At 74.0% G+C, this 25,922-nt stretch carries 24 protein-coding genes and 1 pseudogene; 14 read left to right on the top strand and 11 right to left on the bottom strand.

Annotated elements, in window-relative coordinates; genetic code table 11:
- Positions 1–244: 244 nt before the first annotated feature.
- A complete protein-coding gene (locus tag SNOUR_RS29635; RefSeq protein WP_174717983.1) occupies positions 245–1,336 on the bottom strand; it encodes an amidohydrolase family protein in 1,092 nt (363 codons plus the stop codon).
- A gap of 507 nt (positions 1,337–1,843) precedes the next feature.
- On the opposite strand from SNOUR_RS29635, the gene ectA reads away from it, so the two are divergent.
- From ectA to thpD, 4 genes are all read left to right on the top strand, one after another.
- Positions 1,844–2,410, top strand: coding sequence for a diaminobutyrate acetyltransferase (gene ectA / locus SNOUR_RS29630; protein ID WP_174717912.1), 567 nt, complete (start codon positions 1,844–1,846; stop codon positions 2,408–2,410).
- Between the two features lie 68 nt (positions 2,411–2,478).
- Positions 2,479–3,747 (top strand): diaminobutyrate--2-oxoglutarate transaminase, encoded by a 1,269-nt coding sequence (ectB, locus tag SNOUR_RS29625; protein ID WP_067352991.1) that lies wholly within the window; start codon positions 2,479–2,481, stop codon positions 3,745–3,747.
- A 55-nt stretch (positions 3,748–3,802) separates the two neighbouring features.
- Complete coding sequence (locus SNOUR_RS29620) at positions 3,803–4,207, top strand: ectoine synthase (RefSeq protein ID WP_067352988.1); 405 nt, start codon at positions 3,803–3,805, stop codon at positions 4,205–4,207.
- Positions 4,208–4,278: 71 nt separating this feature from the next.
- Positions 4,279–5,181 carry an ectoine hydroxylase gene (gene thpD, locus SNOUR_RS29615; protein ID WP_067352981.1) on the top strand — a complete coding sequence of 301 codons (903 nt, stop codon included), beginning with the start codon at positions 4,279–4,281 and terminating at the stop codon, positions 5,179–5,181.
- A gap of 123 nt (positions 5,182–5,304) precedes the next feature.
- Here the strand turns inward: thpD and SNOUR_RS29610 are convergent, their stop codons facing one another.
- The 3 genes from SNOUR_RS29610 to SNOUR_RS29600 all read right to left on the bottom strand — a co-directional run bounded on the left by SNOUR_RS29610 (position 5,305) and on the right by SNOUR_RS29600 (position 8,343).
- On the bottom strand, positions 5,305–6,378 hold the full coding sequence (locus SNOUR_RS29610; RefSeq protein WP_067352979.1) for an alkene reductase: 1,074 nt from the start codon (positions 6,376–6,378) through the stop codon (positions 5,305–5,307).
- A gap of 117 nt (positions 6,379–6,495) precedes the next feature.
- Complete coding sequence (locus SNOUR_RS29605; protein WP_067352977.1) at positions 6,496–7,569, bottom strand: aminotransferase class V-fold PLP-dependent enzyme; 1,074 nt, start codon at positions 7,567–7,569, stop codon at positions 6,496–6,498.
- A 78-nt stretch (positions 7,570–7,647) separates the two neighbouring features.
- Entirely contained in the window at positions 7,648–8,343 is a 696-nt protein-coding gene (locus SNOUR_RS29600) for a DsbA family oxidoreductase (protein WP_067352975.1), read from the bottom strand.
- A 177-nt stretch (positions 8,344–8,520) separates the two neighbouring features.
- Between SNOUR_RS29600 and SNOUR_RS29595 the strand changes: the two genes are divergently transcribed.
- Positions 8,521–9,210, top strand: coding sequence for a class I SAM-dependent methyltransferase (locus tag SNOUR_RS29595; RefSeq protein ID WP_067352973.1), 690 nt, complete (start codon positions 8,521–8,523; stop codon positions 9,208–9,210).
- Here the strand turns inward: SNOUR_RS29595 and SNOUR_RS29590 are convergent.
- Positions 9,158–9,724 (bottom strand): GNAT family N-acetyltransferase, encoded by a 567-nt coding sequence (locus SNOUR_RS29590; protein WP_067352971.1) that lies wholly within the window; start codon positions 9,722–9,724, stop codon positions 9,158–9,160. The two genes, SNOUR_RS29595 and SNOUR_RS29590, sit on opposite strands and share 53 nt — an antisense overlap.
- Positions 9,721–11,310: an aldehyde dehydrogenase (NADP(+)) gene (locus SNOUR_RS29585; RefSeq protein WP_079142953.1), complete on the bottom strand. Its 1,590-nt coding sequence runs from the start codon at positions 11,308–11,310 to the stop codon at positions 9,721–9,723. The genes SNOUR_RS29590 and SNOUR_RS29585 overlap by 4 nt, the downstream gene beginning before the upstream one ends.
- A gap of 169 nt (positions 11,311–11,479) precedes the next feature.
- On the opposite strand from SNOUR_RS29585, the gene SNOUR_RS29580 reads away from it, so the two are divergent.
- From SNOUR_RS29580 to SNOUR_RS43435, 3 genes and pseudogenes are all read left to right on the top strand, one after another.
- The gene (locus tag SNOUR_RS29580) at positions 11,480–12,250 is read left to right on the top strand and encodes an IclR family transcriptional regulator (RefSeq protein ID WP_067352965.1); all 771 of its coding nucleotides are present in this window, start codon (positions 11,480–11,482) and stop codon (positions 12,248–12,250) included.
- A 187-nt stretch (positions 12,251–12,437) separates the two neighbouring features.
- Complete coding sequence (locus SNOUR_RS29575) at positions 12,438–13,094, top strand: GVDTG sorting domain-containing protein (protein ID WP_067352963.1); 657 nt, start codon at positions 12,438–12,440, stop codon at positions 13,092–13,094.
- Between the two features lie 65 nt (positions 13,095–13,159).
- Positions 13,160–13,774, top strand: a pseudogene (locus SNOUR_RS43435) (class F sortase); the annotation flags it as partial.
- Here SNOUR_RS43435 and SNOUR_RS29570 read toward each other — a convergent pair.
- Positions 13,771–15,033, bottom strand: a complete 1,263-nt coding sequence (locus SNOUR_RS29570; RefSeq protein WP_067352961.1) for a hypothetical protein — start codon at positions 15,031–15,033, stop codon at positions 13,771–13,773. The pseudogene SNOUR_RS43435 and the gene SNOUR_RS29570 overlap by 4 nt on opposite strands.
- Entirely contained in the window at positions 15,033–16,010 is a 978-nt protein-coding gene (locus SNOUR_RS29565; protein ID WP_067352958.1) for a 5-dehydro-4-deoxyglucarate dehydratase, read from the bottom strand. Before SNOUR_RS29565 ends, SNOUR_RS29570 begins: the two co-directional genes overlap by 1 nt.
- A 278-nt stretch (positions 16,011–16,288) precedes the next feature.
- On the opposite strand from SNOUR_RS29565, the gene SNOUR_RS29560 reads away from it, so the two are divergent.
- The 4 genes from SNOUR_RS29560 (at position 16,289) to SNOUR_RS29545 (ending at position 19,958) form a co-directional block, all read left to right on the top strand.
- Positions 16,289–17,098, top strand: a complete 810-nt coding sequence (locus SNOUR_RS29560; protein ID WP_067352956.1) for an NAD-dependent epimerase/dehydratase family protein — start codon at positions 16,289–16,291, stop codon at positions 17,096–17,098.
- 133 nt (positions 17,099–17,231) lie between these two features.
- Entirely contained in the window at positions 17,232–17,504 is a 273-nt protein-coding gene (locus SNOUR_RS29555) for a GlsB/YeaQ/YmgE family stress response membrane protein (protein ID WP_067352953.1), read from the top strand.
- A gap of 90 nt (positions 17,505–17,594) precedes the next feature.
- On the top strand, positions 17,595–18,842 hold the full coding sequence (locus tag SNOUR_RS29550; RefSeq protein ID WP_159426083.1) for a TerD family protein: 1,248 nt from the start codon (positions 17,595–17,597) through the stop codon (positions 18,840–18,842).
- A 219-nt stretch (positions 18,843–19,061) separates the two neighbouring features.
- The gene (locus tag SNOUR_RS29545; protein ID WP_067352947.1) at positions 19,062–19,958 is read left to right on the top strand and encodes a class I SAM-dependent methyltransferase; all 897 of its coding nucleotides are present in this window, start codon (positions 19,062–19,064) and stop codon (positions 19,956–19,958) included.
- A 61-nt stretch (positions 19,959–20,019) separates the two neighbouring features.
- On the opposite strand, the gene SNOUR_RS29540 is transcribed toward SNOUR_RS29545, so the two are convergent.
- Positions 20,020–21,513, bottom strand: coding sequence for a hypothetical protein (locus SNOUR_RS29540; protein ID WP_067352944.1), 1,494 nt, complete (start codon positions 21,511–21,513; stop codon positions 20,020–20,022).
- A gap of 220 nt (positions 21,514–21,733) precedes the next feature.
- Between SNOUR_RS29540 and SNOUR_RS29535 the strand changes: the two genes are divergently transcribed.
- Positions 21,734–23,608 carry a DUF8508 domain-containing protein gene (locus SNOUR_RS29535; RefSeq protein ID WP_067352941.1) on the top strand — a complete coding sequence of 625 codons (1,875 nt, stop codon included), beginning with the start codon at positions 21,734–21,736 and terminating at the stop codon, positions 23,606–23,608.
- A 136-nt stretch (positions 23,609–23,744) separates the two neighbouring features.
- Positions 23,745–23,888, top strand: a complete 144-nt coding sequence (locus tag SNOUR_RS46425) for a hypothetical protein (protein ID WP_159425933.1) — start codon at positions 23,745–23,747, stop codon at positions 23,886–23,888.
- An 86-nt stretch (positions 23,889–23,974) separates the two neighbouring features.
- On the opposite strand, the gene SNOUR_RS29530 is transcribed toward SNOUR_RS46425, so the two are convergent.
- Both SNOUR_RS29530 and dapD read right to left on the bottom strand, forming a co-directional pair.
- Positions 23,975–24,781: an EI24 domain-containing protein gene (locus tag SNOUR_RS29530; protein ID WP_067352939.1), complete on the bottom strand. Its 807-nt coding sequence runs from the start codon at positions 24,779–24,781 to the stop codon at positions 23,975–23,977.
- Between the two features lie 109 nt (positions 24,782–24,890).
- A complete protein-coding gene (dapD, locus tag SNOUR_RS29525) occupies positions 24,891–25,880 on the bottom strand; it encodes a 2,3,4,5-tetrahydropyridine-2,6-dicarboxylate N-succinyltransferase (RefSeq protein ID WP_067352935.1) in 990 nt (329 codons plus the stop codon).
- Between the last annotated feature and the right edge of the window lie 42 nt (positions 25,881–25,922).

Below are 25,922 nucleotides of genomic sequence, written 5' to 3'. Positions count from 1 at the left end.
GAGAGATGGCGCCGCCGACCGCGCCAATGGGGGACATCACGCGGGCCGACGGCATCGACTCGCACATCGTGTACGCACGGAGGGTGAACGGTTAGCCACGCGAGGTCAGTTCACTCCAATGGGTCATTTTCGCGCATTCATTCGATTTCTCCCGGCTCCTCCGCCTCGGCGGGCCTCCCCCGCCACAGCCGCACCGGGCCGCGGGGGCCCGGCACGGCCCGCCGGGCGGGGTGCCGAAGGCCGCTCAGCCCACGACCCGGCCGCGCAGCACCACCAGGCGCGGCGCCGCCAGCACCCGGACGTCGGCCCGCGGGTCGGCCTCGTAGACGACCAGGTCCGCGGAGGCGCCCTCGGTGAGCCCGGGGCGGCCGAGCCACTCCCGGGCGCCCCAGGTCGTCGCCGAGAGGGCGGCCTCGACGGGCAGCCCCGCCTTCATCAGCTCGGCGACCTCGTCGGCGACCAGGCCGTGCGGCAGCGAGCCGCCGGCGTCGGTGCCGGCGAAGATCGGGACGCCGGCGTCGTAGGCGGCCCGCACGGTGTCGTAGCGCCGGGCGTGCAGCCGGCGCATGTGGTCCGCCCAGCGCGGGAACTTCGTCTCGCCGCCGGCCGCGAGCTGCGGGAAGGTCGCGATGTTGACCAGCGTGGGGACGATCGCGACCTGGCGCTCGGCGAAGAGCGGGATGGTGTCCTCGGTCAGTCCGGTGGCGTGCTCGATGCAGTCGATGCCGGCCTCGACCAGCGGGGCGAGGGACTCCTCGGCGAAGCAGTGGGCGGTGACCCGGGCGCCGAGCCGGTGCGCCTCGGCGATGGCGGCGGCCACCTCGCCGGGCGGCCAGCAGGCGGCCAGGTCGCCGGTGGAGCGGTCGATCCAGTCGCCGACGAGCTTGACCCAGCCGTCGCCGCGCCGTGCCTCCCGGGCGACGTAGGCGACCAGGTCGGCCGGCTCGATCTCGTGCGCGTAGTTGCGGATGTAGCGCCTGGTGCGGGCGATGTGCCGGCCGGCGCGGATGATCCGCGGCAGGTCGGGACGGTCGTCGATCCAGCGGGTGTCCGAGGGCGAGCCGGCGTCCCGGATCAGGAGGGTGCCGGCGTCCCGGTCGGTGAGCGCCTGCTTCTCGCTGGTGGCGGCGTCCACCGGCCCGTGCGCGTCCAGTCCGACGTGGCAGTGGGCGTCGACCAGGCCCGGCAGCGCCCAGCCGGTCACGGTCCTGGCATCGCGTGCCAGGGCCGGCCGCTCGAAGCTGACCCGGCCGTCGATGACCCACAGCTCGTCGCGGACGTCGTCCGGCCCGACGAGGACCCTCCCCTTGAGGTGCAGCACCGCACCTTCACTCATGGACGTCATGCACGCACTGTATGCGGGGGCCCGAGCCGGCGGCCACGGTGTGCGAAGGGCCCGCGCCGGCCATGCTCCGGGCGGTTTTCCGAAAACCCGCGGCACGCCCGGGACACACCGAACCGCGGGGCTTCCACCATCTCGCCTGAAGCGCTTGACGGAACTTCTCGCACGACTTTTGAGGAAGCGCCTGGAACGCCTTCTACCGGCGAATTCCCTATTCCTCAGAAGAGCAGCTTCCCGTATTCTTATGCCCGCTTTCCCCAAGCTCAAACGCCAAGATTTCGCTAGTACCGAGTCTCATAATTCAGGCACTTCGCGGGAGCGTTACGAAGCTGTGACTGATTACACAGCGTGTCCGTTTCGCCCCGAACTATCGGACCAAACCATGACACTTTGCAACCGGTTCGCGCGCTCGTGCGCCCCCGCGTGATAACACAGATCAGGTTCTCACGTAACCCCTGCCCGCGATGCAATTTGCTTTTCGCCTCGGTAAATTTAATTTCCATGACCGCCGCACAAGCAGACCATGCCGGTGCCCGAAGCGAAATCAGAGAAATACCGGAGGGCTTCAAGCTCGACACCCCCCGGGTGGAGGACGGGGCCGCGATCTGGCGCATCGCCCGCGACTCGAAGACGCTGGACCTGAACTCCTCCTACAGCTACCTCCTGTGGTGCCGCGACTTCGCCGCCACCTCCGCCGTCGCCCGCGACGCGACGGGCGAGCCGGCCGCGTTCATCACCGGCTATCTGCGCCCGGACCGCCCGGACACCCTCGTCGTCTGGCAGGTCGCCGTCGACGCGGCGCACCGCGGGCGGGGCCTGGCCGCCGCCCTGCTGGACGGGCTGACCACCCGTGCCGTCGACGAACTGGGCGTCCGCCGCGTGGAGACCACGATCTCGCCCGGCAACACCGCCTCCAACCGGCTGTTCGCCTCCTTCGCCGAGCGGCACTCGGTGCCGATCGAGCGCGAGGTGCTCTTCGACGCGGCGCTCTTCCCCGAGCAGGGCCACGAGGCGGAGGTCCTGCACCTCATAGGCCCGTTCGAGGCGCCGCCCGGCAGCAGACGCTGACCCTGGCCGCGCGCACGGCGCCACCCCCGGACTTCTCCCTCCCCGCACTCATCTCCCAGGAGCATGCTGTGACCCTCACCCAGCCCGATCTGAGCGTCTTCGAAACCGTCGAGTCGGAGGTGCGCAGCTACTGCCGTGGCTGGCCCACCGTCTTCGACCGCGCCCAGGGCAGCCGCCTGACCGACGAGGACGGCCACACCTACCTGGACTTCTTCGCCGGTGCCGGTTCGCTCAACTACGGGCACAACAACGCCGTCCTCAAACGCGCCCTGCTCGACTACATCGAGCGGGACGGCATCACCCACGGCCTGGACATGTCCACCACGGCCAAGCGGGCCTTCCTGGAGTCGTTCCAGAACATCATCCTGCGGCCCCGCGACCTGCCCTACAAGGTCATGTTCCCGGGCCCGACGGGCGCCAACTCCGTCGAGGCCGCGCTCAAGCTGGCCCGCAAGGTCAAGGGCCGCGAGTCGATCGTGTCCTTCACCAACGCCTTCCACGGCATGTCGCTGGGCGCCCTCGCGGTCACCGGCAACTCCATGAAGCGGGCCGGCGCCGGCATCCCGCTGGTGCACGGCACCCCGATGCCGTTCGACAACTACCTCGACGGCCAGACGCCGGACTTCCTGTGGTTCGAGCGGCTGCTGGAGGACCAGGGCTCGGGCCTGAACAAGCCCGCGGCCGTGATCGTGGAGACCGTGCAGGGCGAGGGCGGGATCAACGTCGCCCGCACCGAGTGGCTGCGCGCCCTGGCCGCCCTGTGCCAGCGCCAGGACATGCTGCTGATCGTCGACGACATCCAGATGGGCTGCGGCCGTACGGGTGCCTTCTTCTCCTTCGAGGAGGCGGGCATCGTGCCGGACATCGTCACCGTCTCCAAGTCCATCAGCGGCTACGGACTGCCGATGGCGCTCACGCTGTTCAAGCCGGAGCTGGACATCTGGGAGCCCGGCGAGCACAACGGCACCTTCCGCGGCAACAACCCGGCGTTCGTCACCGCGGCCGCCGCCCTGGACACGTACTGGGCCGACGGTCAGATGGAGAAGCAGACGCTGGCCCGCGGTGAGATCGTCGAGGCGCACCTGAAGGCCATCGCCGAGGAGCACCCGGGCACCTTCGCCGAGTACCGCGGCCGCGGTCTGGTGTGGGGCCTGGAGTGCACCGACAAGAGCCTCGCCAACAAGATCGCGGGGCGCGCCTTCGAGCTGGGTCTGCTGATCGAGACCTCCGGCCCGCAGAGCGAGGTCGTCAAACTGCTGCCCGCGCTGACGACCACCCCCGAGGAACTGGACGAGGGCCTGCGGATCCTCGCCCGCGCGGTCCGCGACTGCGCCTGACCGCGGCCCCGCGCCGACATCCCCCGCCGAACCACAGAAAGGCATCCGACGCACCATGATCGTCCGCTCGTTCCAGGAGATCGAAGGCACCGACCGCCACGTCAAGGCCAAGTCCGGCACGTGGGAGAGCAAGCGCATCGTGCTCGCCAAGGAGCGGGTCGGCTTCTCGCTCCACGAGACGGTCCTCTACGCCGGCACCGAGACGTCCATGTGGTACGCCAACCACATCGAGGCCGTGGTCTGCGTCGAGGGCGTCGCCGAGCTGACCAACGACGAGACCGGCGAGAAGCACCTCATCACGCCCGGCGTGATGTACCTGCTCGACGGGCACGAGAAGCACACCATGCGGATCAAGGAGGACTTCCGCTGCCTGTGCGTCTTCAACCCGCCGGTCACCGGTCGTGAGGACCACGACGAGAACGGCGTCTACCCGCTGCTCACCGAGCCCGAGGCGGACTGAGCGGCACCGCTACCGCCGCGGGCCGCCGCGATGCCATGAGATTCCGTACGAGAGGAGAGGAAGGCACCACCATGACCACCGCACCCGAGCGCACCGCCGACCTGTACCCGACCCGTGGGACCTCCGAGGTCATCACCCCGCGGAAGGACCCGGTGGTGTGGTCGCGGCCCGGAGTCGAGGGGCCCTTCGCCGCTGCCGAGCTGAGCGACTTCGACCGTGACGGCTTCTTCGCGCTGCCGGAGCTGCTCGCCGCGGACGAGGTCGCGGTGTACCGCGCCGAGCTGGACCGGCTGGTGGGCGACCCGGCGATGCGCGCCGACCCGCGCTCGATCGTCGAGCCGACGTCGCAGGCCGTCCGCTCGGTCTTCGAAGTCCACCGGATCAGCGAGGTGTTCGCGAGACTGGTCGCCGACCCCCGGGTGGTCGGCCGGGCCCGGCAGATCCTCGGCTCGGACGTCTACGTCCACCAGTCGCGGATCAACGTCAAGCCCGGGTTCGGTGCCTCCGGCTTCTACTGGCACTCGGACTTCGAGACCTGGCACGCCGAGGACGGGCTGCCGCGCATGCGCACGGTGTCGGTCTCGATCGCGCTGACCGAGAACTACGACACCAACGGCGGCCTGATGATCATGCCCGGGTCGCACCGGTACTTCGTCGGGTGCGAGGGCGCCACCCCGAAGGACAATTACAAGAAGTCGCTCCAGATGCAGGACGCGGGGACGCCGTCGGACGAGGCGCTGACGACGATGGCGGACCGGCACGGCATCCGCCTGTTCACCGGCCGGGCCGGCTCGGCGACCTGGTTCGACTGCAACGCCATGCACGGCTCCGGCGACAACATCACGCCGTACCCGCGCAGCAACGTCTTCATCGTCTTCAACAGCGTGGAGAACGCCGCGGTGGAACCGTTCGCGGCCCCGGTCCGGCGCCCGGAGTACATCGGGGCGCGCGCCCCGTTCGTTCCGGTCAAATAGGGGACGGCCGGTGCTCCGGCACCGGACGGGGAAGCGGGGAGGCCCCGCGCGCGGCCGCCGCACGGCACCACAGGGGTGCGGTGCGGCGGCCGCCGCGTCGCGACGGACGCCGCCGACGCTCCGTCAGCTCTCGTCGTCCAGCGCGGGGTAGTCCAGATAGCCGCGGTCGTCGCCGCCGTAGAAGCCGTCCCGGTCCGGGGTGTTGAACGGGCCGCCGGCGGCCAGCCGGCGGGGCAGGTCGGGGTTGGCGAGGAACAGCGCGCCGTACGCCAGCAGGTCGGCCTCGCCGCGCTCGACGAGCGGGAGCTCCTCGGGGCCGGTGGGCCGGCCTTCGGTGGCCGGGTTGAGCAGGAACGTGCCGCCGAACCGCTTCCGCAGCCGGGCCAGCAGCTCCAGGTCGTGCACGTCGCAGGTGTGCAGATAGGCCAGGCCCAGCGGGGCGACGGCCTCGATCAGCGCGGTGTAGGTGGCCTCGGGCTCGGGCTCGTCGATGTCGTTGAACGGGTTGCCGGGCGAGAGCCGCAGACCGGTGCGGTGCGCGCCGACCGCGCCGGCGACCGCCCGGACCACCTCGATGGCGAACCGGGCGCGGGCCTCGTCGGAGCCGCCCCAGGCGTCGGTGCGCCGGTTGGCGTTGGGGGCCAGGAACTGGTGGACCAGATAGCCGTTGGCGCCGTGGATCTCCACGCCGTCGAAGCCGGCCTCGATGGCGTTGCGGGCCGCGGCGGCGAAACCGTCGACGGTCGCGCGGATCTCCTCGTCGGTCAGCTCGCGCGGGGTGACGAAGTCCGTCGGGCCGTCCTGGGTGAAGCCCTGGCCCGCCGCCTTCACCGCGGACGGGCCGACCGGCTCCAGCCCGTCGGGCAGCAGCACCGGGTGGCCGATCCGGCCGCCGTGCCACAGCTGGGCGAAGATCCGGCCGCCGGCCGCGTGGACGGAGTCGGTGACCCGGCGCCAGCCGGCGACCTGGTCCGCGGTGTGCAGCCCCGGGGTGAGCGGGTAGCCGCGGCCGACCACCTCGGTCTGGGTGGCCTCGGTGATGATCAGGCCGGCCGAGGCCCGCTGGGTGTAGTACTCGACCATGGACGGGGTGGGGACACCGTCGGCGGTGGCGCGGTTGCGGGTCATCGGCGCCATGACGATGCGGTTGGCGAGCGGTATACCGGCGAGTTCCATGGGGTCGAACGCAGTGGTCACTGACGGCCTTTCAGCGGTTTGTCATGGTTCGTCAACTCGGCTGTCGAGCTGAACCCTTGGCCATTACCTCAGCGGTCGATGCCCGCCCCGTATTCCCCTGGGGACCCGAACCGCCCGTCACGGAACCAACAGGGACAGCGCCCGGCTCACGTCCTCGGTCGAGTTGTAGAGGTGGAACGCCGCCCGGAGCAGCCCGCCGCGGACCGAGACCCGCACCCCGGCCTGAGCGAGCCGCGGTTCGGCGTCCGCCAGCCCCGGGGTGGAGACGATCGCGGACCCGGGCGCGGCCCGCGGGGTGAAGCCGGCGGCCTCCAGCCCGGCCCGGTACTGCTCCGCCAGCGCGACGTTGTGGGCGTGGACGGTGTCCACGCCCAGCTCCGCGAGCAGCCCGAGGGAGTGCTCGGCGGCCACGTAGGAGTAGTGGGCGTGCGGCTCGTCGTAGCGGCGGGCGGTCGCCGCCGGCCGGTCGATCGGACCGTAGTTGGACTCCCCCGGGTCCTCCCCGGCGACCCACCCCGCGTGCACCGGCACCGGCCACCCCGGGCCGCCCGGCTCCCCCCGCTCCCCGCCGAAGACCATGAACGTCGTCCCGCGCGGGCACAGCAGCCACTTGAACGCCCCGCACACCGTGTAGTCGAAGTCCGTGAGCCGCAGCGGCAGCCAGCCCGCCGCCTGTGTGATGTCGACATACGTCAGCGCCCCGTGCGCCCGGGCGGCGTCCCGGATGGCGGCCAGGTCGGCGATCCGGCCGTCCAGCGCGTGCACCGCGCTCACCGCGACCAGCGCCGTCCCGGGCCGCACCGCGTCGGCGAGCGCCTCCCGCGGCACCACCCGCACCGTGCATCCGGCGCGCGCCGCCAGCGGGTTCACCAGGGAGCTGAAGTCCCCCTCGGCGACCAGCACTTCGCTGCCGGCCGGCAGCGAGCCCGCGACGAACGCCGACTGCACCGCGACCGAACTGCCCAGCGCCACCCGTTCCTCGGGCACCCCCATCAGCCGGGCGAAGGCGCCGCGCACCCGGGCGCCCGTGCCGAGGTAGTCGCGCCCCATCGTCCCGTGCGACGCCGACTCCGCCACGGCGGCGGTCAGCGCGGCGGCGCTCCGCGCGGGCAGCAGCCCGCAGGACGCCGAGTTCAGATAGACCGTCTCGGGCGCGAACTCGCCGCCGCCCAGTGCCATGTGTCGCTGCATGACCCCACTCTGCTCGGTGGCCGCCCCGGCGTCCACGGGAATGCCGGGCCGCGACGCCGGGGCGGACCGGCCGGTGGGTCAGACCGCGCAGCTCCCGTCGCCGCAGCTGTCCGCGTCGTCGGCGGCCAGCACCTGGACGGCGGAGTCGGCGTGCGCCCGCTCCAGGGCCTGACGGAAGACGTCGGCGGGCTGGGCGCCGGAGACGCCGTAGCGGCGGTCGATGACGAAGAAGGGGACGCCGGTGGCGCCCAGCTCGGCGGCGGCGCGCTCGTCGGCCCGGACCTCGTCGGCGTAGGCGTCCGGGTCGGCGAGGACCCGCGCGGCCTCGGCCTCGGGCACGCCGGCCCCGACCGCGATCCCGGTCAGCACCGCGGGGTCCGCGAGCTGCCGGGCCTCGGCGAAGTTGGCGTGGTAGAGGGCGGTGAGCAGTGCGTCCTGGACGCCGTGCGCCTTGGCCAGGTGGAGCAGCCGGTGCAGGTCGAAGGTGTTGCCGTGGATGCGGTCGGAGCAGTAGCCCAGCCCCTCGCCGACCGCCGCCTCGGCCACGCGGGCCTCCATCGCCTCGGCCTGTTCCCGGCTGACGCCGTACTTCGTCGCGAGCATGTCCAGGATCGGGACGTCGGTGGCCGGCGGGGCGGCCGGGTCCAGTTCGAAGGAACGGTGGACGACCTCGACGTCCGCCCGCTGGGCGAAGGCCGCCAGACCGGCCTCGAACCGGGCCTTGCCGATGTAGCACCAGGGGCAGGCGATGTCCGACCAGATTTCGACGCGCATGGGGATGACTCTCGATGGCTTTCCTCGGGGGGGACCGGCCCGCGGCCGATCAGGGGTACGAAGGGGTGCAACGGTGCCGGCGGGGGGCTTATTCCGGAAAGCCCCCCGGGCGTCCCGAACGGGTCGGCCGCCGCGCGATGCGCCGGATGCGCGTCGGCCGGGCGGTACCGTCCCGCTATGGGCACGCCACCACCGCACGCGACCGACGGGTTCTGGGAGTCGACCGGGGCCGCCAAGACCTTCACGCATCCGCTCGACGCCGAGCTGCTGACGGAGTTCGTACCGCGGACCGCGCGGGTGCTGGACTACGGCTGCGGGTACGGGCGGCTCACCGCCGAACTGGTCGGGTCGGGGTACCGGGCGGTGCGCGGGGTGGACCGGTCCGCGGCGCTGATCGCGCGGGGGCGGCGGGAGCACCCGGGGCTGGCCCTGATGCGCTGGGCCGGGTTCCCGCTGCCGTTCACGGACCGCAGCTTCGACGCGGCGCTGCTGTTCGCGGTGCTGACCTGTGTGCCGGACGACGCCGACCAGCGGGCGATCGTCGGGGAGCTGGGGCGGCTGGTGCGGCCCGGTGGGGTGCTCTACGTGAGCGATGTGCCGCTGCAGGACGACGGGTTCCACGTCGGGCAGTACGAGCGGTTCGCGGCGCGGTACGGGACGTACGGGGTGTTCGAGACGGAGGACGGCGGGGTGTTCCGGCACCATCCGCCGGAGTGGCTGCGGGGGCTGCTGCGGGAGGCGGGTTTCGCCGTGCTGCGGGAGCGCCGCACGGTGGTGCCGACGCTGGACGGCCGCACCGCCGAGCGGCTGCAGATCATGGCCCGGCGGGAGCCGGCCGGTGCTCCGGCGGAGTCAGGCACAGGGTGAGTGCCAGGTGGGTGGCGTCGGGGGCGGGGCGGCGGTCCGGGTCGGGGCGCCAGCCGAGCCGGGTGTAGAAGGTGCGGGCGCGGTGGTTGTGCCAGAGCACGTCGAGGACGGCCCGGGAGTGGCCGGCGGCGCGCCAGGCGTGCAGACAGGCGGAGTGCAGGGCACGGCCCACGCCGGTGCCCCAGTGGGCCGGATCGACGTGCAGCTGGTGCAACGCGACGGTGGTCCCGGGGGCGGCGCGCGGGGAGTGTCCCCGACGGGGGCGGTAGGAGGCGGCGCCGAGGACGGTGTCGCGGTGGACGGCGCAGAGGGTGGGGGCCTCGTCGCGGTGCAGCACCCGGGCCCAGGCGTCCCGCCAGCGGGCGTGCTCGGCGGGCGCGTCGAACGGCGCGTCCGGCACCCGGCCGCGGAGGTAGGCGGCGCGGGCGGCGGTGTGCAGTGCGGCGATCTGCTCCAGGTCGGCGGGGGTGGCGGGGCGGACCTGCGGGGTGGGGTGCGGCGCGGCGGGGTTCACGGGCCGGTCCCCTCCCCTGCCAGCGGGCCACCGGCCAGGCGCCCGCCCGGCTCCTCGGCCCGGCCGTCGACCCGGCGCGGCAGCCCCAGCGGGTTGGCGTCGCGCAGCTCGGGCGGGAGGAGGGCCGGCGGGGTGTCCTGGTAGGCGACCGGGCGCAGCCAGCGCTCGACGGCGGTGGCGCCGACGGAGGTGGCGGTGGAGGTGGTGGCCGGGTAGGGGCCGCCGTGGTGCTGGGCGGGGGCGACCGCGACGCCGGTGGGCCAGCCGTTGACCACGACCCGGCCGGCGAGCGGGGTGACCGCGGCGAGCAGCCGGGCGCCGCGGCCGGCGGGGTCGGTGCCGGCGCTCTCGGCGGCGGAGAGCTGAAGGGTGGCGGAGAGGGTGCCGGGGACGCGGGCGAGGAGCGCGGTGGCCTCGTCCTCGTCGGCGCAGCGGGCGAGGACGGTGACCGGGCCGAAGCACTCCTCCAGCAGGAGGTCGTGCGGGCCGGGGGCGGCGAGGCGGGCCGCGTCGACGGTGAGCACGGCGGCGCCGACGGTGTGCCCACCGTCCTCCGCCACGGGCCGCAACGGGGCCTGGACGTCGGGGAGTTGGGCCCGTTCGCGGATGCCGGCCAGGAACGCGTCGCGCATCCGGTGGTCGAGCATGACGCCCGGCCCGGTGGCGCCCGCGGCGGTGGTGAGCGCGGCCAGCAGCCGGTCGCCGTGCGGGCCGTCGGGCACCAGGACGAGCCCCGGCTTGACGCAGAACTGCCCGGTGCCCAGCGTCATGGAGCCGGCCAGGCCGGTGCCGATCTCGTCGGCGCGTTCACCGGCCGCGGCCTCGGTGACCACCACGGGGTTGAGGCTGCCCAGTTCGCCGTGGAAGGGGATCGGGTGGGGGCGGGCCGCGGCGGCGTCGTAGAGGGCGCGTCCGCCGCGGATCGAGCCGGTGAAGCCGGCCGCCGTGACCAGCGGGTGGCGGACCAGGTCGAGCCCGGCCCGGAAGCCGTGCACCAGGACCACGGTGTCCGCGGGCAGTCCGGTCTCGGTGGCGGCGCGGCGCAGCAGGGCGGCGCACCGCTCGGAGGTGGCCGGGTGGTCGGGGTGGGCCTTGACGACGACCGGGCAGCCGGCCGCGAGGGCGCTGGCGGTGTCGCCGCCGGGCACGGAGAAGGCGAGCGGGAAGTTGCTGGCGGCGTAGACGGCGACCACGCCCAGCGGGATCTTGTAGCGGCGCAGGTCGGGGCGGGGCGGGGCGAGGCCGGGGTCGGCGTGGTCGATCCGGACGTCGAGGAAGTCACCCTCGTCGACCAGGTCCGCGAAGGACCGCAACTGGTAGGCGGTGCGGGCGAGTTCACCGGTCAGGCGGGGGACGCCGAGGGCGGTCTCGGCGTCGGCGTCCGCGACGACCGGGTCGGCGTCGGCTTCCAGGAGGGCGGCGGCGCGGCGCAGCAGGGCGGCCCGCCGGCCGCGGTCGGCGAGCGGGCCCCGGGCGGCGTGCGCGGCGCGGACCGCGGCGTCCACCGCGTCGGCTGTGGCCTCCACCGCAACCCGCTCCCGGCGCTTCCCGGTTCGGGGGTCCACGCTCCAGACTGGTGCTGCCACCGGCGCTGCTTCTGCTGCTGTCACCGTGCGTCCCTCCCGGGCGAAGTCAGTGCTGCGTGAACCCTTGCTGCACACGGGACAGCGCTGACAGCGTTCTATATGCTGAACGATGTCCCAGATGGTGAACATCTGGGACTCTATGACTGTCCGAACAGAGGGGTCAAGGGCGATGTCGGCTGCCGAGACCGGTGGAGCACAGGTCAAGTCCGCTGTGCGGACGGTGGAGTTGCTCGAATACTTCGCGGGCCGCCCCGGCATGCACAGCCTCGCCTCCGTCCAGGAAGCCGTCGGATATCCCAAGTCCAGCCTCTACATGCTGCTGCGCACCCTGGTCGACCTCGGCTGGGTGGAGACCGACGCCACCGGCACCCGCTACGGCATCGGCGTGCGCGCCCTGCTGGTCGGCACCTCGTACATCGACGGCGACGAGGTGGTGGCCGCCGCCCGGCCGACCCTGGACCGGCTCTCCGACGACACCACCGAGACCATCCACCTCGCCCGGCTCGACGGCGTCAACGTCGTCTACCTCGCCACCCGCCAGTCGCAGCACTACCTGCGCCCGTTCACCCGGGTCGGCCGCCGGCTGCCCGCGCACTCCACGTCGCTGGGCAAGGCACTGCTCGCCACCTGCACCGACGACCAGGTGCGGGCGATGCTGCCGCCCACCCTGCCCGCGCTGACCGAGCACACGATCACCGACCGCGAGCGGCTGATCGAGGAGCTGCACGCGGTGCGCGAGCAGGGATTCGCGGTCGACCGCGAGGAGAACACCGTCGGCCTGCGCTGCTTCGGCGTGGCGATCCCCTACCGCACCCCGGCCCGGGACGCGATCAGCTGCTCGGTGCCGGTGGCCCGGCTGACCCCCGCCCACGAGCAGACGATCAAGGACGCGCTGTTCGACGCCCGGGACCGGCTGACGCTGGCCACCCGGCGCCTCTGAGACCCGGCGGCCGGAGCGGTCGCGGCCACCGGACGGCGCAACCGGCCGGTCCCGCTCACCCGTTCACCGTAGGCCAGCAGGACCGGCCGGCCGTCGCGGGCTTATCTCGTGGGTGGAGGCGCGGAACTCCGCCGATTCCCCCAGTGGCACACCTGTGTCACGTCCGCGCTTCGCGGAGGTTGTTCCCATGGGTTCCACCCGACTGCTCACCGGTGCCGTGCTGTCCGTCGCCACGCTGGGTCTGGCCGCCACCGCGGCGTACGCCGGCGACTTCGGCACCATCGAGGTCTCTCCGGGGGCGGCTGCGGCCGGCTCCACGGTCTCCCTGTCCACCACGGGGTGCGGGGCCAGCCGCTCGGCGAGCGTGGACGCCACCGCCCTGGGCGGGGGCACGGTCGCCTTCGCCCCGGGCAGCGCCAAGGGCTCCCTGGTGGGGAAGGTGATGGTCAAGCCCGGTACCAAGCCCGGCAACTACGGGATCGGCGGCAAGTGCGCCGACGGCAAGGAGCTGACCGGCACGGTCCGGGTCGGCGAGCAGGGCGCGTCCGCCGGCCCGAGCATGAGCCCGGGCATGAGCGCGAGTCCGAGCATGAGCATGAGCCCCGGCATGGGGCACGGCAGCGCGGCCCCGAGCATGCCGGCCAAGGAGCACCCCAGCACGCCCGCGAAGGGCAGCGCCGGCCCCACCACGCCGCCCAAGGGCAAGATGAAGACCGGCGAGGGCGCCACGAGCGAGGACGGCATCAACACCACCGAGATCGCGGCCGGCGCCGGTGTGGTGGTGGCGGCGGCGGCCTGCGGGGTCTGGCTGGTGCGCCGCCGCCGGCCCGGCGGCCGGTACTGATCCGGGCCCCGCTCCGCGCGCGGCGGGCCGGCCGGCGCCGGGCCTGGGCCCGGCCGGCCGGTGCGGTGGCGGCCGCCGTCACCGCCGCCGCGTGCGGCACCGGCGTTTGGCTGATCGTCAACGGCAGCCGGGACACCGCGCCGCCCCAACCGTCCGTCGCGCAGGGGTTCACCGCCCGACCGCCGGGCGGCGAGGCGGCCACCGAGCGGGCCGCGCCACCGCTGCCGGCCGCCGAGCCGCTCCGGGTGGCGGTGCCATCCCTGGGCATCGACGCGCCGCTGACCCGGCTGGGGCTGGCCGCGGACGGCAGCCTCGCCCCGCCGCCGGAGGGCGACCGGAACCTGGCGGGCTGGTACGCGGACGGCACCCCGCCCGGCGCCACCGGCACCGCCCTGGTCGCCGGCCATGTGGACACCCGCGCGGGCCCCGCGGTGTTCTACCGCCTGGGCGCCCTGAAGAAGGGGCACACCGTGCGGATCCTGCGCGCCGACGGCCGGATCGCGGTGTTCACCGTCGATGCGGTGGAGGTCTACGACGGCCGGCACTTCCCCGACGAGAAGGTCTACGGCGAGGCCCGCCGGCCCGAGCTCCGCCTGATCACCTGCGGCGGCGGCTTCAGCCGGACCCGGCAGGAGTACCTGGGCAACGTCGTGGCCTTCGCCCACCTGACGGACAGTCAGGCACGGGATGCGGGCTCCGCGCCACTGCCCTGGGCCCGGCCGCCGGCCGACCGGTTCAGCGCCCGCAGCGCGCCCCGTACCGCCACCAGGTCCGCCGGTCCCGCCAACCCCGCGTGGTAGAGCCGCAGTTCGTCCGCGCCGAGCGAGGCGGCGTGCGCGGCGTCGGCGGCGAGGCGGTCGGGGCGGCCGCCCATCCCGGCGACCACGGTGAGGTTGGCGGCCACGGTCGCGCCCGCGGGGCGCTCCGCGAACGGGCGCAGCGCCTCGGCCCGCGCCGCGGCGTCCCCGGTGCAGGGCACCACCACCCCGTCCGCGCAGGCCAGGGCGGCCGCCGGGGCCACGCCCGGGTTGGCCCCGCAGCGGTGCGGGGCGGGATCGGCGTGCAGCAGCACCCGGAAGCCGTCCACCGGCGCCCGGGCCGCGGCGTCCCGCACGGCGCCCACCACCGCGCGCCGCAGCTCGTCCGCCGCCCGGTCCCGCCAGGCACGCACCGCGCCCGCCGGCTCCGGGCCCAGCAGTTCCTCGACGGCGGCCCACTCCCCCGCCCGGCCGCCGCCGTCCGGGAGCGCCGCCCCGGCCCACACCGGCTCCAGCGCCCGCCGCACCCGCGCCCGCAACTCCCCTTCGCCCAGCCCGAGTTCGGCATAGCCGGCGAGGCACACCGGGCAGCAGCACAGCGACATCAGGTACTCCGCGACGCCGCCCAGGCCGACCCCGCCGATCTTGTCGTGGCCGTGCAGGTGCGCCAGCCCGTACCAGCCGCAGGACTCCAGCTCCACGCCCCGGGCGCCGGGCCGGACGGCGGCCTCGGCGGCCAGGTGGACGAGGTGGTCGCGCACCTCGGGGCGGGCGATGCAGGGCGCCCACGGATAGCGGTCGCCGTAGACGTTGCGGACGACCGAGGCGGGATGGTCCGCGCCCAGACGGGAGTTGTGGGCCAGCACGACCCAGCTGTGCACCTCCAGGCCGGCCGCGGTCAGCGCCCGCGCGGCGGTGCCGAAGGGGTCCGGGTCCGCGATCCAGTCCTGGGCGTACGGGCGCAGTCGGCGGCCCGCCCAGCGGTCCGGGTCGGGCGGGTAGAGGACCGCGGAGTGCCGGGCGGTGACGATGCGGTGGTGGGGGTGGCGCGGGGTGAGGGCGCGGGTGGAGTGGTAGGCGGCGGCCAGTGTGACCTGCGCGAGGCCCAGTTCGGCGAGGCGGGCGGGGGCGTCCGGGTCGCCGACCACGTCCCAGGGGTAGAGGAAGGCCGCGGTGCGCATCAGGCGCCGCTCCCGGGGGCGGCCGCGGCCAGCGCCAGACCGTGGTCGAGCAGGTGCGACAGGCGCTCGACGTGCGCCGGTGCGGGGTCGCTGAGCGGTGGCCGCACCCCGCCGACGGCCGGCCCGCCGCGCAGCCCCACACCGGCCTTGACCAGCGCGACGGCGTAGCCGCAGCCCTCGTTGCGGAGCTCCACCAGCGGCCGGTAGAAGCCGTCCAGCAGCCGGGTGGCGGTGGCGTCGTCGCCGTCGGCCAGCGCCCGGTGGAAGGCGAGCGCGATCTCGGGGGCGAAGGCGAACACGGCCGAGGAGTAGAGGTGGACGCCCAGGCCCCGGTAGGCGGCGCCGGTGAGTTCGGCGGTGGGCAGGCCGTTGAAGTAGAGGAACGGCCGGCCGGGGGCGTCGGTGCGGACCGCGCTGATGATGCGCTGGAGCAGTTCCAGGTCGCCCAGGCCGTCCTTGAGGCCGATGACGCCGGGAGTGCGGGCCAGGGCGGCGACGGTGTCCGGCGTGAAGACGGCGTTGTCGCGCTGGTAGACGATGACCGGGAGCGGGGTGGCGGCGGCGAGTTCGGTGTAGTGGCGGAGCAGGCCGGGCTGGTCGGCCCGGACGAGGTACGGCGGCATGGCCAGCAGCCCATCGGCGCCGGCGGTGTGCGCGAGGCGGGCGAAGTGGGCGGCGAGCGCGGTGCCGTAGCCGGTGCCGGCGAGGACCGGGACCCGGCCGGCGGCCTCCGCGACGGCCGCGGCGACGCAGGCGGCGTACTCCCCGGGGGTCAGGGCGTGGAACTCGCCGGTGCCGCAGCAGGCGAAGACGGCGCCCGCGCCGGCGTCGATGCCGCCGCGCAGATGCGCCCGGAAGGCGTCCAGGTCCAGTGCGCCGTCCGGCGCGTACGCGGTCACCGGGAAGAACAGCGGTCCGTCGAGGCGGTCGGCGAGCTGGTGGTGCCCGGCGGTGGCCGGCGGAGGGTGTGCGGTCACGGGCTCTCCCTGGCGTGCGCGGACGCGTTCCCGCAGACGTTTCCGGTCGATTACGTTTCTGATCGACGTCTACATTTCTGAACGTCGTCACGGTATTGCAGCCGCCCGGGCGGGTCAAGGGTCCCCATCCCGTGCCGCACAAGCCGATTTGACTGCCCGATCAAGCGTCTTGACCGGCCCGGAGGGTGCTCCCTAGCGTGTCCCTCCATCCACCTCGTCCATCCATATGAACCTGGTCCATGCATACGGCCGCACGACCAGTCGGAGGAGTTCCGCCCATGACCGCACCCCGCACCGTCCTGCTCACCGGCGCCGCCGGCGGAGTCGGCACCCTGATGCGCGCACTACTGCCGCCGTACGGCTACCGGCTGCGGCTGTTCGACCAGCGGCCGGTCGAGGGCGAACCAGACGCCGTCACCGCGGAGTTGGCCGACACCGAGGCGCTGCGCGCGGCGGTCCACGGGGTCGACGCGATCGTCCATCTCGCCGGCATCTCCCTGGAGTCGTCGTTCGAGAAGATCCTGCGGGCCAACATCGAGGGCACCTACCGGCTCTACGAGGCGGCCCGCGAGGCGGGCGTGCGCCGGGTGGTCTTCGCCTCCTCCAACCACGCCGTCGGCTTCACCCCGCGCCCGCCGGACGGCTCCGCGGCCATCCCGGCCGACACCCCGCACCGCCCGGACACCTTCTACGGCCTCTCCAAGGGCTTCGGCGAGGACCTCGCCGCCCTCTACTGGGACCGGCACGGCATCGAGACCGTGTCACTGCGCATCGGCTCGTGCTTCCCGGAGCCGACCACCGTGCGGATGCTCTCCATCTGGCTGAGCCCGGCGGACTGCGCCCGGCTGCTGCACGCCGCGCTCACCGCCGAACACGTCGGCCACACCGTCGCCTACGCCTCCTCCGCCAACACCCGGCTGTGGTGGGACCTGACGACCGCCCGCGCCCTCGGCTACGACCCGCAGGACGACTCCGAGCCGTACGCCGCGCAACTCCTCGCCGCGCAGGGGGAGCTCGATCCGGACGACCCCGAACACGCGCACCTCGGCGGAGCTTTCTGCACGAACCCTCCCATGTGGCAGCACTGACCGCGATTCCGGATGATCCACCACCCTACGGAACCTCGTCCCCGCCCCCCGGCGTCCTTGAGGGCACGACGCCTGCCGGCACCCCGCGTTCCGGCAGGCGCAAGCACACCACGCGAGAACGAGGTAACACACCATGGGCATCGTCAGCTGGCTCGTCCTGGGCCTGATCGCGGGCGTGATCGCCAAGGTCCTGCTGCCGGGGCGGGACCCGGGCGGCCTCGTCGGCACCACCCTGATCGGCATCGCCGGCTCCTTCATCGGCGGCTGGCTCTCCACCCGCATCCTGCACCGCCCGATACCCAAGGACTTCTACGACCCGGCCATGTGGATCGCCGCGGTGGCCGGCGCCCTGGTCCTGCTGATCGCCTACCGGCTGCTCTTCGGCAACTCCCGGGCCCGACGCTGACCGGCGGGGACGGCCGCCCCGACCGGCTTGGGGGCGGCCCCCGCGGGGAACCGCGTACGCCCGCTGACCGTTAGGGCTGGCATGACCGCAATGACTCCTGGCTCGAACCTCCCGCTCACCGCCGCGCGGGTGGCGGTGACCGTCACCGCCCCCGTGCGGCTGGACGTCTCGGGCCTGCTGCTGACGGCCGGCGGCAAGGTGCGCTCCGACGACGACTTCGTGTTCTACAACCAGCCCGCGGGGCCCGGGGTGAGCCACCGCTCGGCGCCGGACGGCGACACCATCACGGTGGACACCGCCGCGGTGCCCGCGGACATCGACAAGGTCGTGGTCACCGCGAGCCTGGACGCGCCCGGCGCGACCTTCGCCGGCACCGAGCCGACCGGCACGGTCCGCGACGCCGACGGCGGCGGCGTGCTGGCCGCCTTCACCCCGCCGCGGCTGGGCGCGGAGACCGCGCTGGTCGTGGTGGAGATCTACCGCCGCGGCGGCGGCTGGAAGGTCCGCGCGGTCGGCCAGGGGTATGCGGACGGCCTCGCCGGCATCGCCACCGACTTCGGCGTGAGCGTGGAGGAGCCGGCCGCCCCACCCGCGCCCCAGGCGCCTCCGGCCCCCCGGACCCCGCCGACGCCCCCGGCCCCGCAGGCGCCCCCGGCGCCCGTCCCGCCGGAGCAGTGGGCACCGCCCGTCGGCGCCCCCGCCCCGGTCGCCCCGCCGCCGGCCCCCGGCGAGCCCGCCGCGCCGGTCCCGCCGGCCGCCGGCAAGGTCAACCTCGACAAGGGCCGGGTCAGCCTCCGGAAGAACCAAACCGTCTCCCTGGTCAAGGGCGGCCGCCCGCTGCTCACCTCGGTCCGGATGGGCCTGGGCTGGGAGCCCGCCCGCCGCGGCCGGAGCATCGACCTGGACGCCTCGGTGATCGCCTACGGCCCGGACCGCGGCAAGATCGACGCCTGCTACTTCGGCAAGCTCAGGATCCTCGACGCGGCGATCCAGCACTCCGGCGACAACCTCACCGGCGACGGCGACGGGGACGACGAGGCGATCACCGTCCACCTCGGCGGGATCCCCCCGGAGGTCACCGGCCTGGTCTTCGTCGTCAACTCCTTCTCCGGCCAGAAGTTCTCCGACGTCACCAAGGCGTACTGCCGGCTGACCGACGCGCAGACCGGCGAGGAGCTGGTCCGCTTCGACCTGACCGGCGCCGAGCCGCGCACCGGCGTGCTGATGGCCAAGCTGATCCGGCAGTACTCCGGCGAGTGGGAGATGACCGCGCTGGGCGACTTCGTCGACGCCCGCACGGTGCGCGGCATGGTCAAGCCCGCGGCCGCCGCGCTGTAGCCCGCGCCCGTGGTGGGTGCGGGGCCGCCCGTCCCGCACCCGCCCCACCGGCCGGCCCCGGCCGATGGGCATCGCGGCGAGCGGGTGTCCCGCCCTGGTGCGGGAGCCGTCGAGGACCGAGAATTGTGTCGTCGGTACCGTCGCGCCCGCCCTCCCCCCACCCTCCGCGCACGCCCGACGTCGGCCCCCTCCCCCACGGCTTACGACGAGGAGCGTCCGATGACCCAGCAGCCGCCCCCGGCCGGCGGACCCGACCGGCCCGGGCACCCGGACCACCCGGACGGCGCAGCCCGCCCGGACCTCCCCGAGCGGGTCGCCGCCACCTACGGCGAGGAGGATCTCAGCACCGTCTCCGCGTTCGCCGGCGGCTTCATCAACTTCGGCTACTGGGCCTGGCTGCCCGAGCTCGCGGACCGCCCGCTGACCGAGGAGGACCGGGTCCGCAGCGAGCAGGACCTCTACCGGCTGGTGCTGGACACCTTCGACCGGCCGCGCGGCCGCACCGCCCTGGAGGTCGGCTGCGGGCGCGGGCTGGGCTGTGCGCTGGCCCTGCGGGAGTTCGACTTCGGGTCGCTGATCGGTCTGGACGCCCATCCGGACCAGATCGCCCGCGCCCTGGAGGCCAACGCCGAACTGCTCCGCGAGGACACCGGCCCCCGCCGGCTGGAGTTCGTGCTCGGCCCTGCCCAGCGGATGCCGCTGCCGGACGCCTGCGCCGACTTCGTCTACTCCGTCGAGGCCGCCCAGCACTTCCGCGACCTGGCCGGCTTCGCGCGGGAGGCGGTACGGGTGCTCCGCCCGGCCGGCCAGTTCGCGCTGAGCACGTTCTTCGCCCGGGTCCCGGAGGCGGTCCGGGTGCTGCCCGAGCTGCTGCCCCCGTACGCCGACGGGTTGGACGTCCCGCACCTGGTGGACGACGTGGCCGCCACGTTCGACGCGGCCGGGCTGCGGGACGTCGCGGTGACCCCGATCGGCGACGGTGTCTGGGAGCCCTACGACCGCTACATGGAGCAGCGGCCGGAGCTGCGCGACAAGTGGCCCCGGCAATACCTGACGGCATATCAGACGGGGTTGCTGGACTACTACTTGATCACCGCGGCGGCCCCGGGCGAGTGAGCCCCGGCGCGACCACCGGCTCCGCCGGAGCGGCTGACGCCGCGCCCCGGCCGGCCCCCGGTCAGTCGGACTGCCGCGACCGCGCCTTGAAGGCGGCCTTGCGTGCCTCCTTGGCGGCCTTCTTGTCCGGGTGGAGCTGCCCCATGACCTCCAGCACCTCCGCGGTGGCCGGGTGGTCCACCCGCCAGACCTCGTCGAAGAACCCGCTGTGCTGCTCGGTCAGGGCCTGCACCAGCTCGCGGAGCTCGGCCGCCGCCGCGTCGTCGGTGTCGCCCAGCTGGGCCGCGATGGTGTCCACCGTCAGCCAGAAGACCATGTCCTGGGACGGCTCGGGGATGTCGGGCAGCCCGCGCTCGGCGAGCCAGACCCGGGCCAGTCCGCCCAGGTACCGGTCGTCGAGCACCTCGCGCAGCGCCGGCTCGGCCTCGGGGGCGACCAGCGAGAGGGTCTGCTGGGCGGCGAGCCGGCGCAGCGGGCCGTACTCGTCGTCGCCGCGGGCCGCCGCGAGCAGGTCCCGGGCGGCGTCCAGCGGGGTGCGGGCGGCCAGCCACTGCTCGGACTCCGCCTGGGCCAGCACCTCGGGGTAGTCGGGCAGCGCGGCCAGCAGGGCGTCGGCGCTCTGGTCGGCGAGGTCGCCGACGGCCGGGGCGTCCACGCCGGCGTCCAGCATCCGGGCGCGGACCGCCCAGACGCCGAGCGGGGTGAGCCGGACCATGCCGTACCGGGCGACGTCCTCGTCCGCCAGCGGCTCGGCGGCCCTGACCGTGTCGCCGTCCTCGTCCAGCTCCTCGATGAGCGCCTCGTCGACCGGCCGGTAGGCGACCAGTCCGATCGGCTCCAGCACCCGGAACTGGTCGTCGAGCCGCATCATCACCGCGGAGACCTCTTCGAGGATCTCGTCGGTGGGCTCGTCCATGTCGTCCGGGACGATCATGGAGGCGGCCAGTGCGGGCAGCGGGACGTCCTGGCCGGGGACCTCGTTCAGGGCGCTGAGGAGGTAGAGGTTGCCGAGGATGCCGTCCAGCAGCTCGGCCTCCTCCTCCGGGTCCCAGTCCAGGGCGTCCAGGTCCAGCTCGCCGCCGTCGGCGAGCTGTTCGGCGATGTCGGAGAGGTCCGGGGCGACCGCGTCGGCGAGCACCGTCTCCATACCGCCGAGCCAGATGTCCAGGACGTCCTGGGGGCTGCCGGAGGTGAGCAGGGCGAGCTCCTCGCCGGGGGTGGCGGTGCCGACCGCGGCGTCGTCGGGGACGTCCGCCGCGCCGTCAGCGGCGTCCTCGTCCTCGGTGATCTCGACCAGTCCGGTGTCGACCGCCAGCTGCCACGCCTCGGCGGTGTAGGCCGGGCCCTCCTCGTCGCCGGCCAGCCCCAGGTGCTCGGTGGCGGCGACCAGCGACGGGTCGACCAGCTCGCCGCCGACGCCGACCGGGACGCCGGTCCCGGCCCAGCGCGCGAGCCGGGCGGCCCGGGCCAGCAGCGGGGCGCTCAGCGCGTCGCGGGCCAGCTCCGCTTCGGGGTGCAGCCGCACCGGCGGCATGGTGGGGCGGTCTGCGGGCATCGGGCTCAGCTCCTCGGACGGACGTCGGCGTGTGCGCCGCCCAAGCGTAGACGGAATTCTCCCCATCTCGGGCGGTTCACCCTCCCGTACGCTCCCGTCCACCGGGAGAACCTTGACAACTCCCTTGCGCACACAAGAGATTGACGCGCGTAGCGCGAGCGTCGGTCCCGCTCCGCCGCTTCTCCCACCCCCCTACCCCCCTTTTTCTCCGGAGGCTTGGATGCCATCCCGTCGTACGCTCCGCAGGCCGGTCGCCCTCAGTGCGGTGGCCGCCTGTGCCGCCCTCGCCGGCGGACTGCTCAGCGTGCAGTCCGCTTCGGCGGCCGGCACCCGGATCCACGACATACAAGGCAGGACCCGGATATCCCCGCTGGCCGGGAAGCAGGTCGGCGACGTGCCCGGCATCGTGACCGCGGTCCGGGCGTTCGGCTCGTCCCGCGGCTTCTGGGTACAGGACCCGCACCCGGACAACGACCCGGCGACCAGCGAGGCGGTCTTCGTCTTCACCGGCAAGGAGACGCCCGCGGTCGCGGTCGGCGACGCGCTCACCTTCAGCGGCACGGTCAGCGAGTACTACCCGGGCGGCAAGGACGCCGGCGGCCAGTCCGTCACCGAGATCACCGACGCCACCTGGACGGTCGGCGCCGGCAAGCAGCCGCTGCCGGCCCCGGTCAAGCTCGACGCGTCCACGATTCCGGCGGCCTACGCGCCCCGAGCGGGCGGCAAGAGCATCGAGGCGCTCACCCTGCGGCCCGCCAAGTACGCCCTGGACCGCCTGGAGTCGCTGGAGGGCATGCGGGTCGCGCTCTCCGACGCCCGGGTCGTCGGCCCCACCAACACCCACCACGAGCTGTGGGCGACCGCCACCCCCGACCACCACCGCACCGCCCGCGGCGGCACCCTCTACGGCTCCTACGCCGACCCCAACGGCGGCCGGATCAAGGTCCAGTCGCTGATCCCCCCGGCGCAAGCGCCGGCTCCATCGGAGCTTCGCGCCCCTGAAGGGCGGCCCTTCCCGGTGGCCAACGTCGGCGACCGGCTGACCGGCACCACCGCCGGCCCGCTGGACTACGACAACTTCGGCGGCTACACCGTCCAGGCCACCGAACTGGGCACGCTCGCCGCCCACACCCCGGCGCCCGAGGTCACCCGCAAGCAGGCGGCCGGCGAGCTGGCGGTGGCCACGTACAACGTCGAGAACCTCGCGCCGGACAACCCGCGGTCCAAGTTCGACCGGCTGGCGAAGGGGCTGGTGCACAACCTCGCAGCGCCGGACGTCGTCGCCCTGGAGGAGGTCCAGGACGACAGCGGCGCCAAGGACGACGGGACGGTCACCGCCGGCGCCACCCTCAAGAAGCTCACCGACGCCGTCAAGGCGGCCGGCGGCCCGGCGTACGCGTGGCGGTCCATCGACCCGCAGAACGACCAGGACGGCGGCCAGCCGGGCGGCAACATCCGGGTGGCGTTCCTCTTCAACCCGCAGCGGGTGGCGTTCACGGACGTCAAGGGCGGCGACGCGACCACGCCGGTCGAGGTCGTCGACGACCACGGCCGGGCCGGGCTTTCGGCGTCGCCGGGCCGGATCGCACCGGCCGACGCGGCGTGGAAGTCCAGCCGCAAGCCGCTGGTCGGCGAGTTCGCGCTGCGCGGCAAGCCCGACCGCCGGGTCTTCGTGATCGCCAACCACTTCAACTCCAAGGGCGGCGACCAGGGCCTGGACAGCCGCTTCCAACCGCCGGCCCGGTCCTCGGAGACCCAGCGCACCGCCCAGGCGAAGCTGGTCAACGGCTTCGTCAAGGAGCTCCTGGCCAAGGACCCGAAGGCCGACGTGGTGGTGGCCGGCGACCTCAACGACTACCAGTTCTCACCGGCGTTGAAGACCCTCACCGGCGGCGGCGTGCTCACCGACCAGGTCACCAGACTGCCGGTCGCCGAGCGCTACAGCTACGTCTACCAGGGCAACTCGCAGGTGCTGGACCACCTGCTCACCAGCCGGGCACTGACCCGGACCGACTACGACATCGTGCACATCAACGCCGAGTACGCGGACCAGACCAGCGACCACGACCCGCAGGTGCTGCGGATCAAGCCCTGACGCCCGACACCCCTGCCCCTCGCCTCACCCGGGGTGACCGTCTCGTCACTCCACCAGCCCACCTCCGGGGGCCGATCGCGCCCGGGGGTGCGGTACTGGGCTGGTAAGCACCATTTTCGGCGAGACAAAGGGAGTCATGATGCCGAAGTCGCAGAACCGTAAGTCGGGCAAGCAGGACCGGGCCGCCGAGCGGCGCTCCGACCAGCACCGGCCGCGGTCGGAGGAGTCCGCAGCAGAGCGCACCCAGGACCTGAAGCCGCGGTCGCGCAAGGCTGACTGACGCGGGTAGGGCAGTACGCCCGAGCGGCCGCCGCACTCACCGGTGCGGCGGCCGCTTCCGTCGTTCCGGGCGCCCGTGGGGCGCGGTCACCAGGCGGCGGGCACCGCCCGTCCCTCGGTCTCGTCCCCGTCCGCGACCGCCGGCCCGGCGTCCGGACCGGCGGGCACCAGGTCCCGCACCAGCAGGGTGGCCCCGGCCACCGCGCCCGGCATCAGCAGCACCGCCACGAACGGGATCAGGAACAGCAGCACCAGCGGCGTCCCGAAGCCGACCGCCAGGCCCAGCCGGCCGCGCAGCAGCCGCAGCCGCTCGCGCACCGGCACCTCCCGGCGCTGCATCGCCACCGTGGTCAGCTCCACGGCGAGGAAGAAGCCGGAGACGCAGAAGCCGACGGCCGGGACGACGGTCTGCCCGACGACCGGCAGGAAGCCCAGGACGAAGAACAGCACCCCGAACCCGGCGGCCCGCAGCAGCACCGGGATCATCTCCCGCACCGCGACGCCGATCTCCCGCCACAGCGGACGGTCCGGGCCGGGCGGGCAGTGGCCCTCGCTGCGCTCGACCTGCTCCGACAGCGACTCGTAGAAGGGGTCGCCGATCAGCAGGGTGACGGCGGTGAACGTCAGCACCGACAGCATCAGCCCGCCGGCCAGCAGCAGCGCCACGAACAACCCCCGCAGCAGCCCCTGCCACGGGGAGCCCCAGCCGTCGGCGAACGGGGTCGCCCAGGCGGCGAGGTCGCCGGACCACAGGGCCAGCCCGGTGAGCGCCCCCGCGTACAGCGCCAGTGCGACCAGTGCGGGAATCAGCCCGAACCCCCACCACCGGCCGTGCTGCGCCGTCCAGCGCATGCCCCGCCCCAGATACCGCATCCCTGCTACCAGATCACGCATGGGCCCACCCTAAGGTCCTGTCCGCCAAGTCCCGCCGTCCGTCCGGCGCCCGGCATGCGCGCGCCCCGGGCCGGTGGGCCCGGGGCGGCAACTGCGCAGGCGTGCCCGGTCAGTTGTGGCTGTGCAGGATCTCGTTCAGACCGCCCCAGACCGCCTTGTTCGGGCGGGCCTCGACGGTGCCGGTGGTGGAGTTCCGGCGGAAGAGGATGTTGTCGGCACCGGACAGCTCCAGCGCCTTGACGATCTGACCGTCGGGCAGCGTGACCCGGGTGCCCGCGGTCACGTACAGGCCGGCCTCGACCACGCACTCGTCGCCCAGCGCGATGCCGATGCCGGACTCGGCGCCGAGCAGGCAGCGCTCGCCGATCGAGATGATCTGCTTGCCGCCGCCGGAGAGGGTGCCCATCGTGGAGGCGCCGCCGCCGATGTCGCTGCCGTCGCCGATCACCACGCCGGCGCTGATCCGGCCCTCGATCATGGAGGTGCCCAGCGTGCCGGCGTTGAAGTTGACGAAGCCCTCGTGCATGACGGTGGTGCCGGCCGCGAGGTGGGCGCCCAGCCGCACCCGGTCGGCGTCGGCGATCCGGACGCCGGCGGGCGCCACGTAGTCGGTCATCCGCGGGAACTTGTCGACGCTGGTGACCTGGAGGTGCAGGCCCTCGGCGCGGGCGTTCAGCCGGGCCGTCTCCAGCTGGTCGACGGGCACCGGGCCGAGCGAGGTCCAGGCGACGTTGGCCAGCAGGCCGAACATGCCCTCCAGGCTCTGGCCGTGCGGCTTGACCAGGCGGTGGCTGAGGAGGTGCAGCCGCAGGTAGACGTCGTGCGCGTCCAGCGGCTTGTCGTCCAGTGAAGCGATGACCGTGCGGACGGCCACGACCTCCACGCCGCGGACCGGGTCGGGGCCGACGGCCTTGCGGACGGCGTCGCCCAGCAGCTCGGCGGCGCGGTCGTCCGCCAGCTGCTCGGTGCCGGCCGGGCCGGGCGCGTCGACCAGCTGGGGCGCGGGGAACCAGGTGTCGAGAACGGTGCCGTCGGAGGCGACGGTGGCGAGCCCGGCGGCGACGGCGCCGGTCGTACGAAGAGTTGCAGCATCGGTCATGCTGGAAACCTAACCGGAGCCGGCCCGCGGAGGCGAACCGGT

This window comes from Streptomyces noursei ATCC 11455 (assembly GCF_001704275.1).
GTDB classification, from domain to species: domain Bacteria; phylum Actinomycetota; class Actinomycetes; order Streptomycetales; family Streptomycetaceae; genus Streptomyces; species Streptomyces noursei.
The sequence above is the reverse complement of the archived record's forward strand: the minus strand, read 5'-3'. Positions and strand labels throughout refer to the sequence as shown.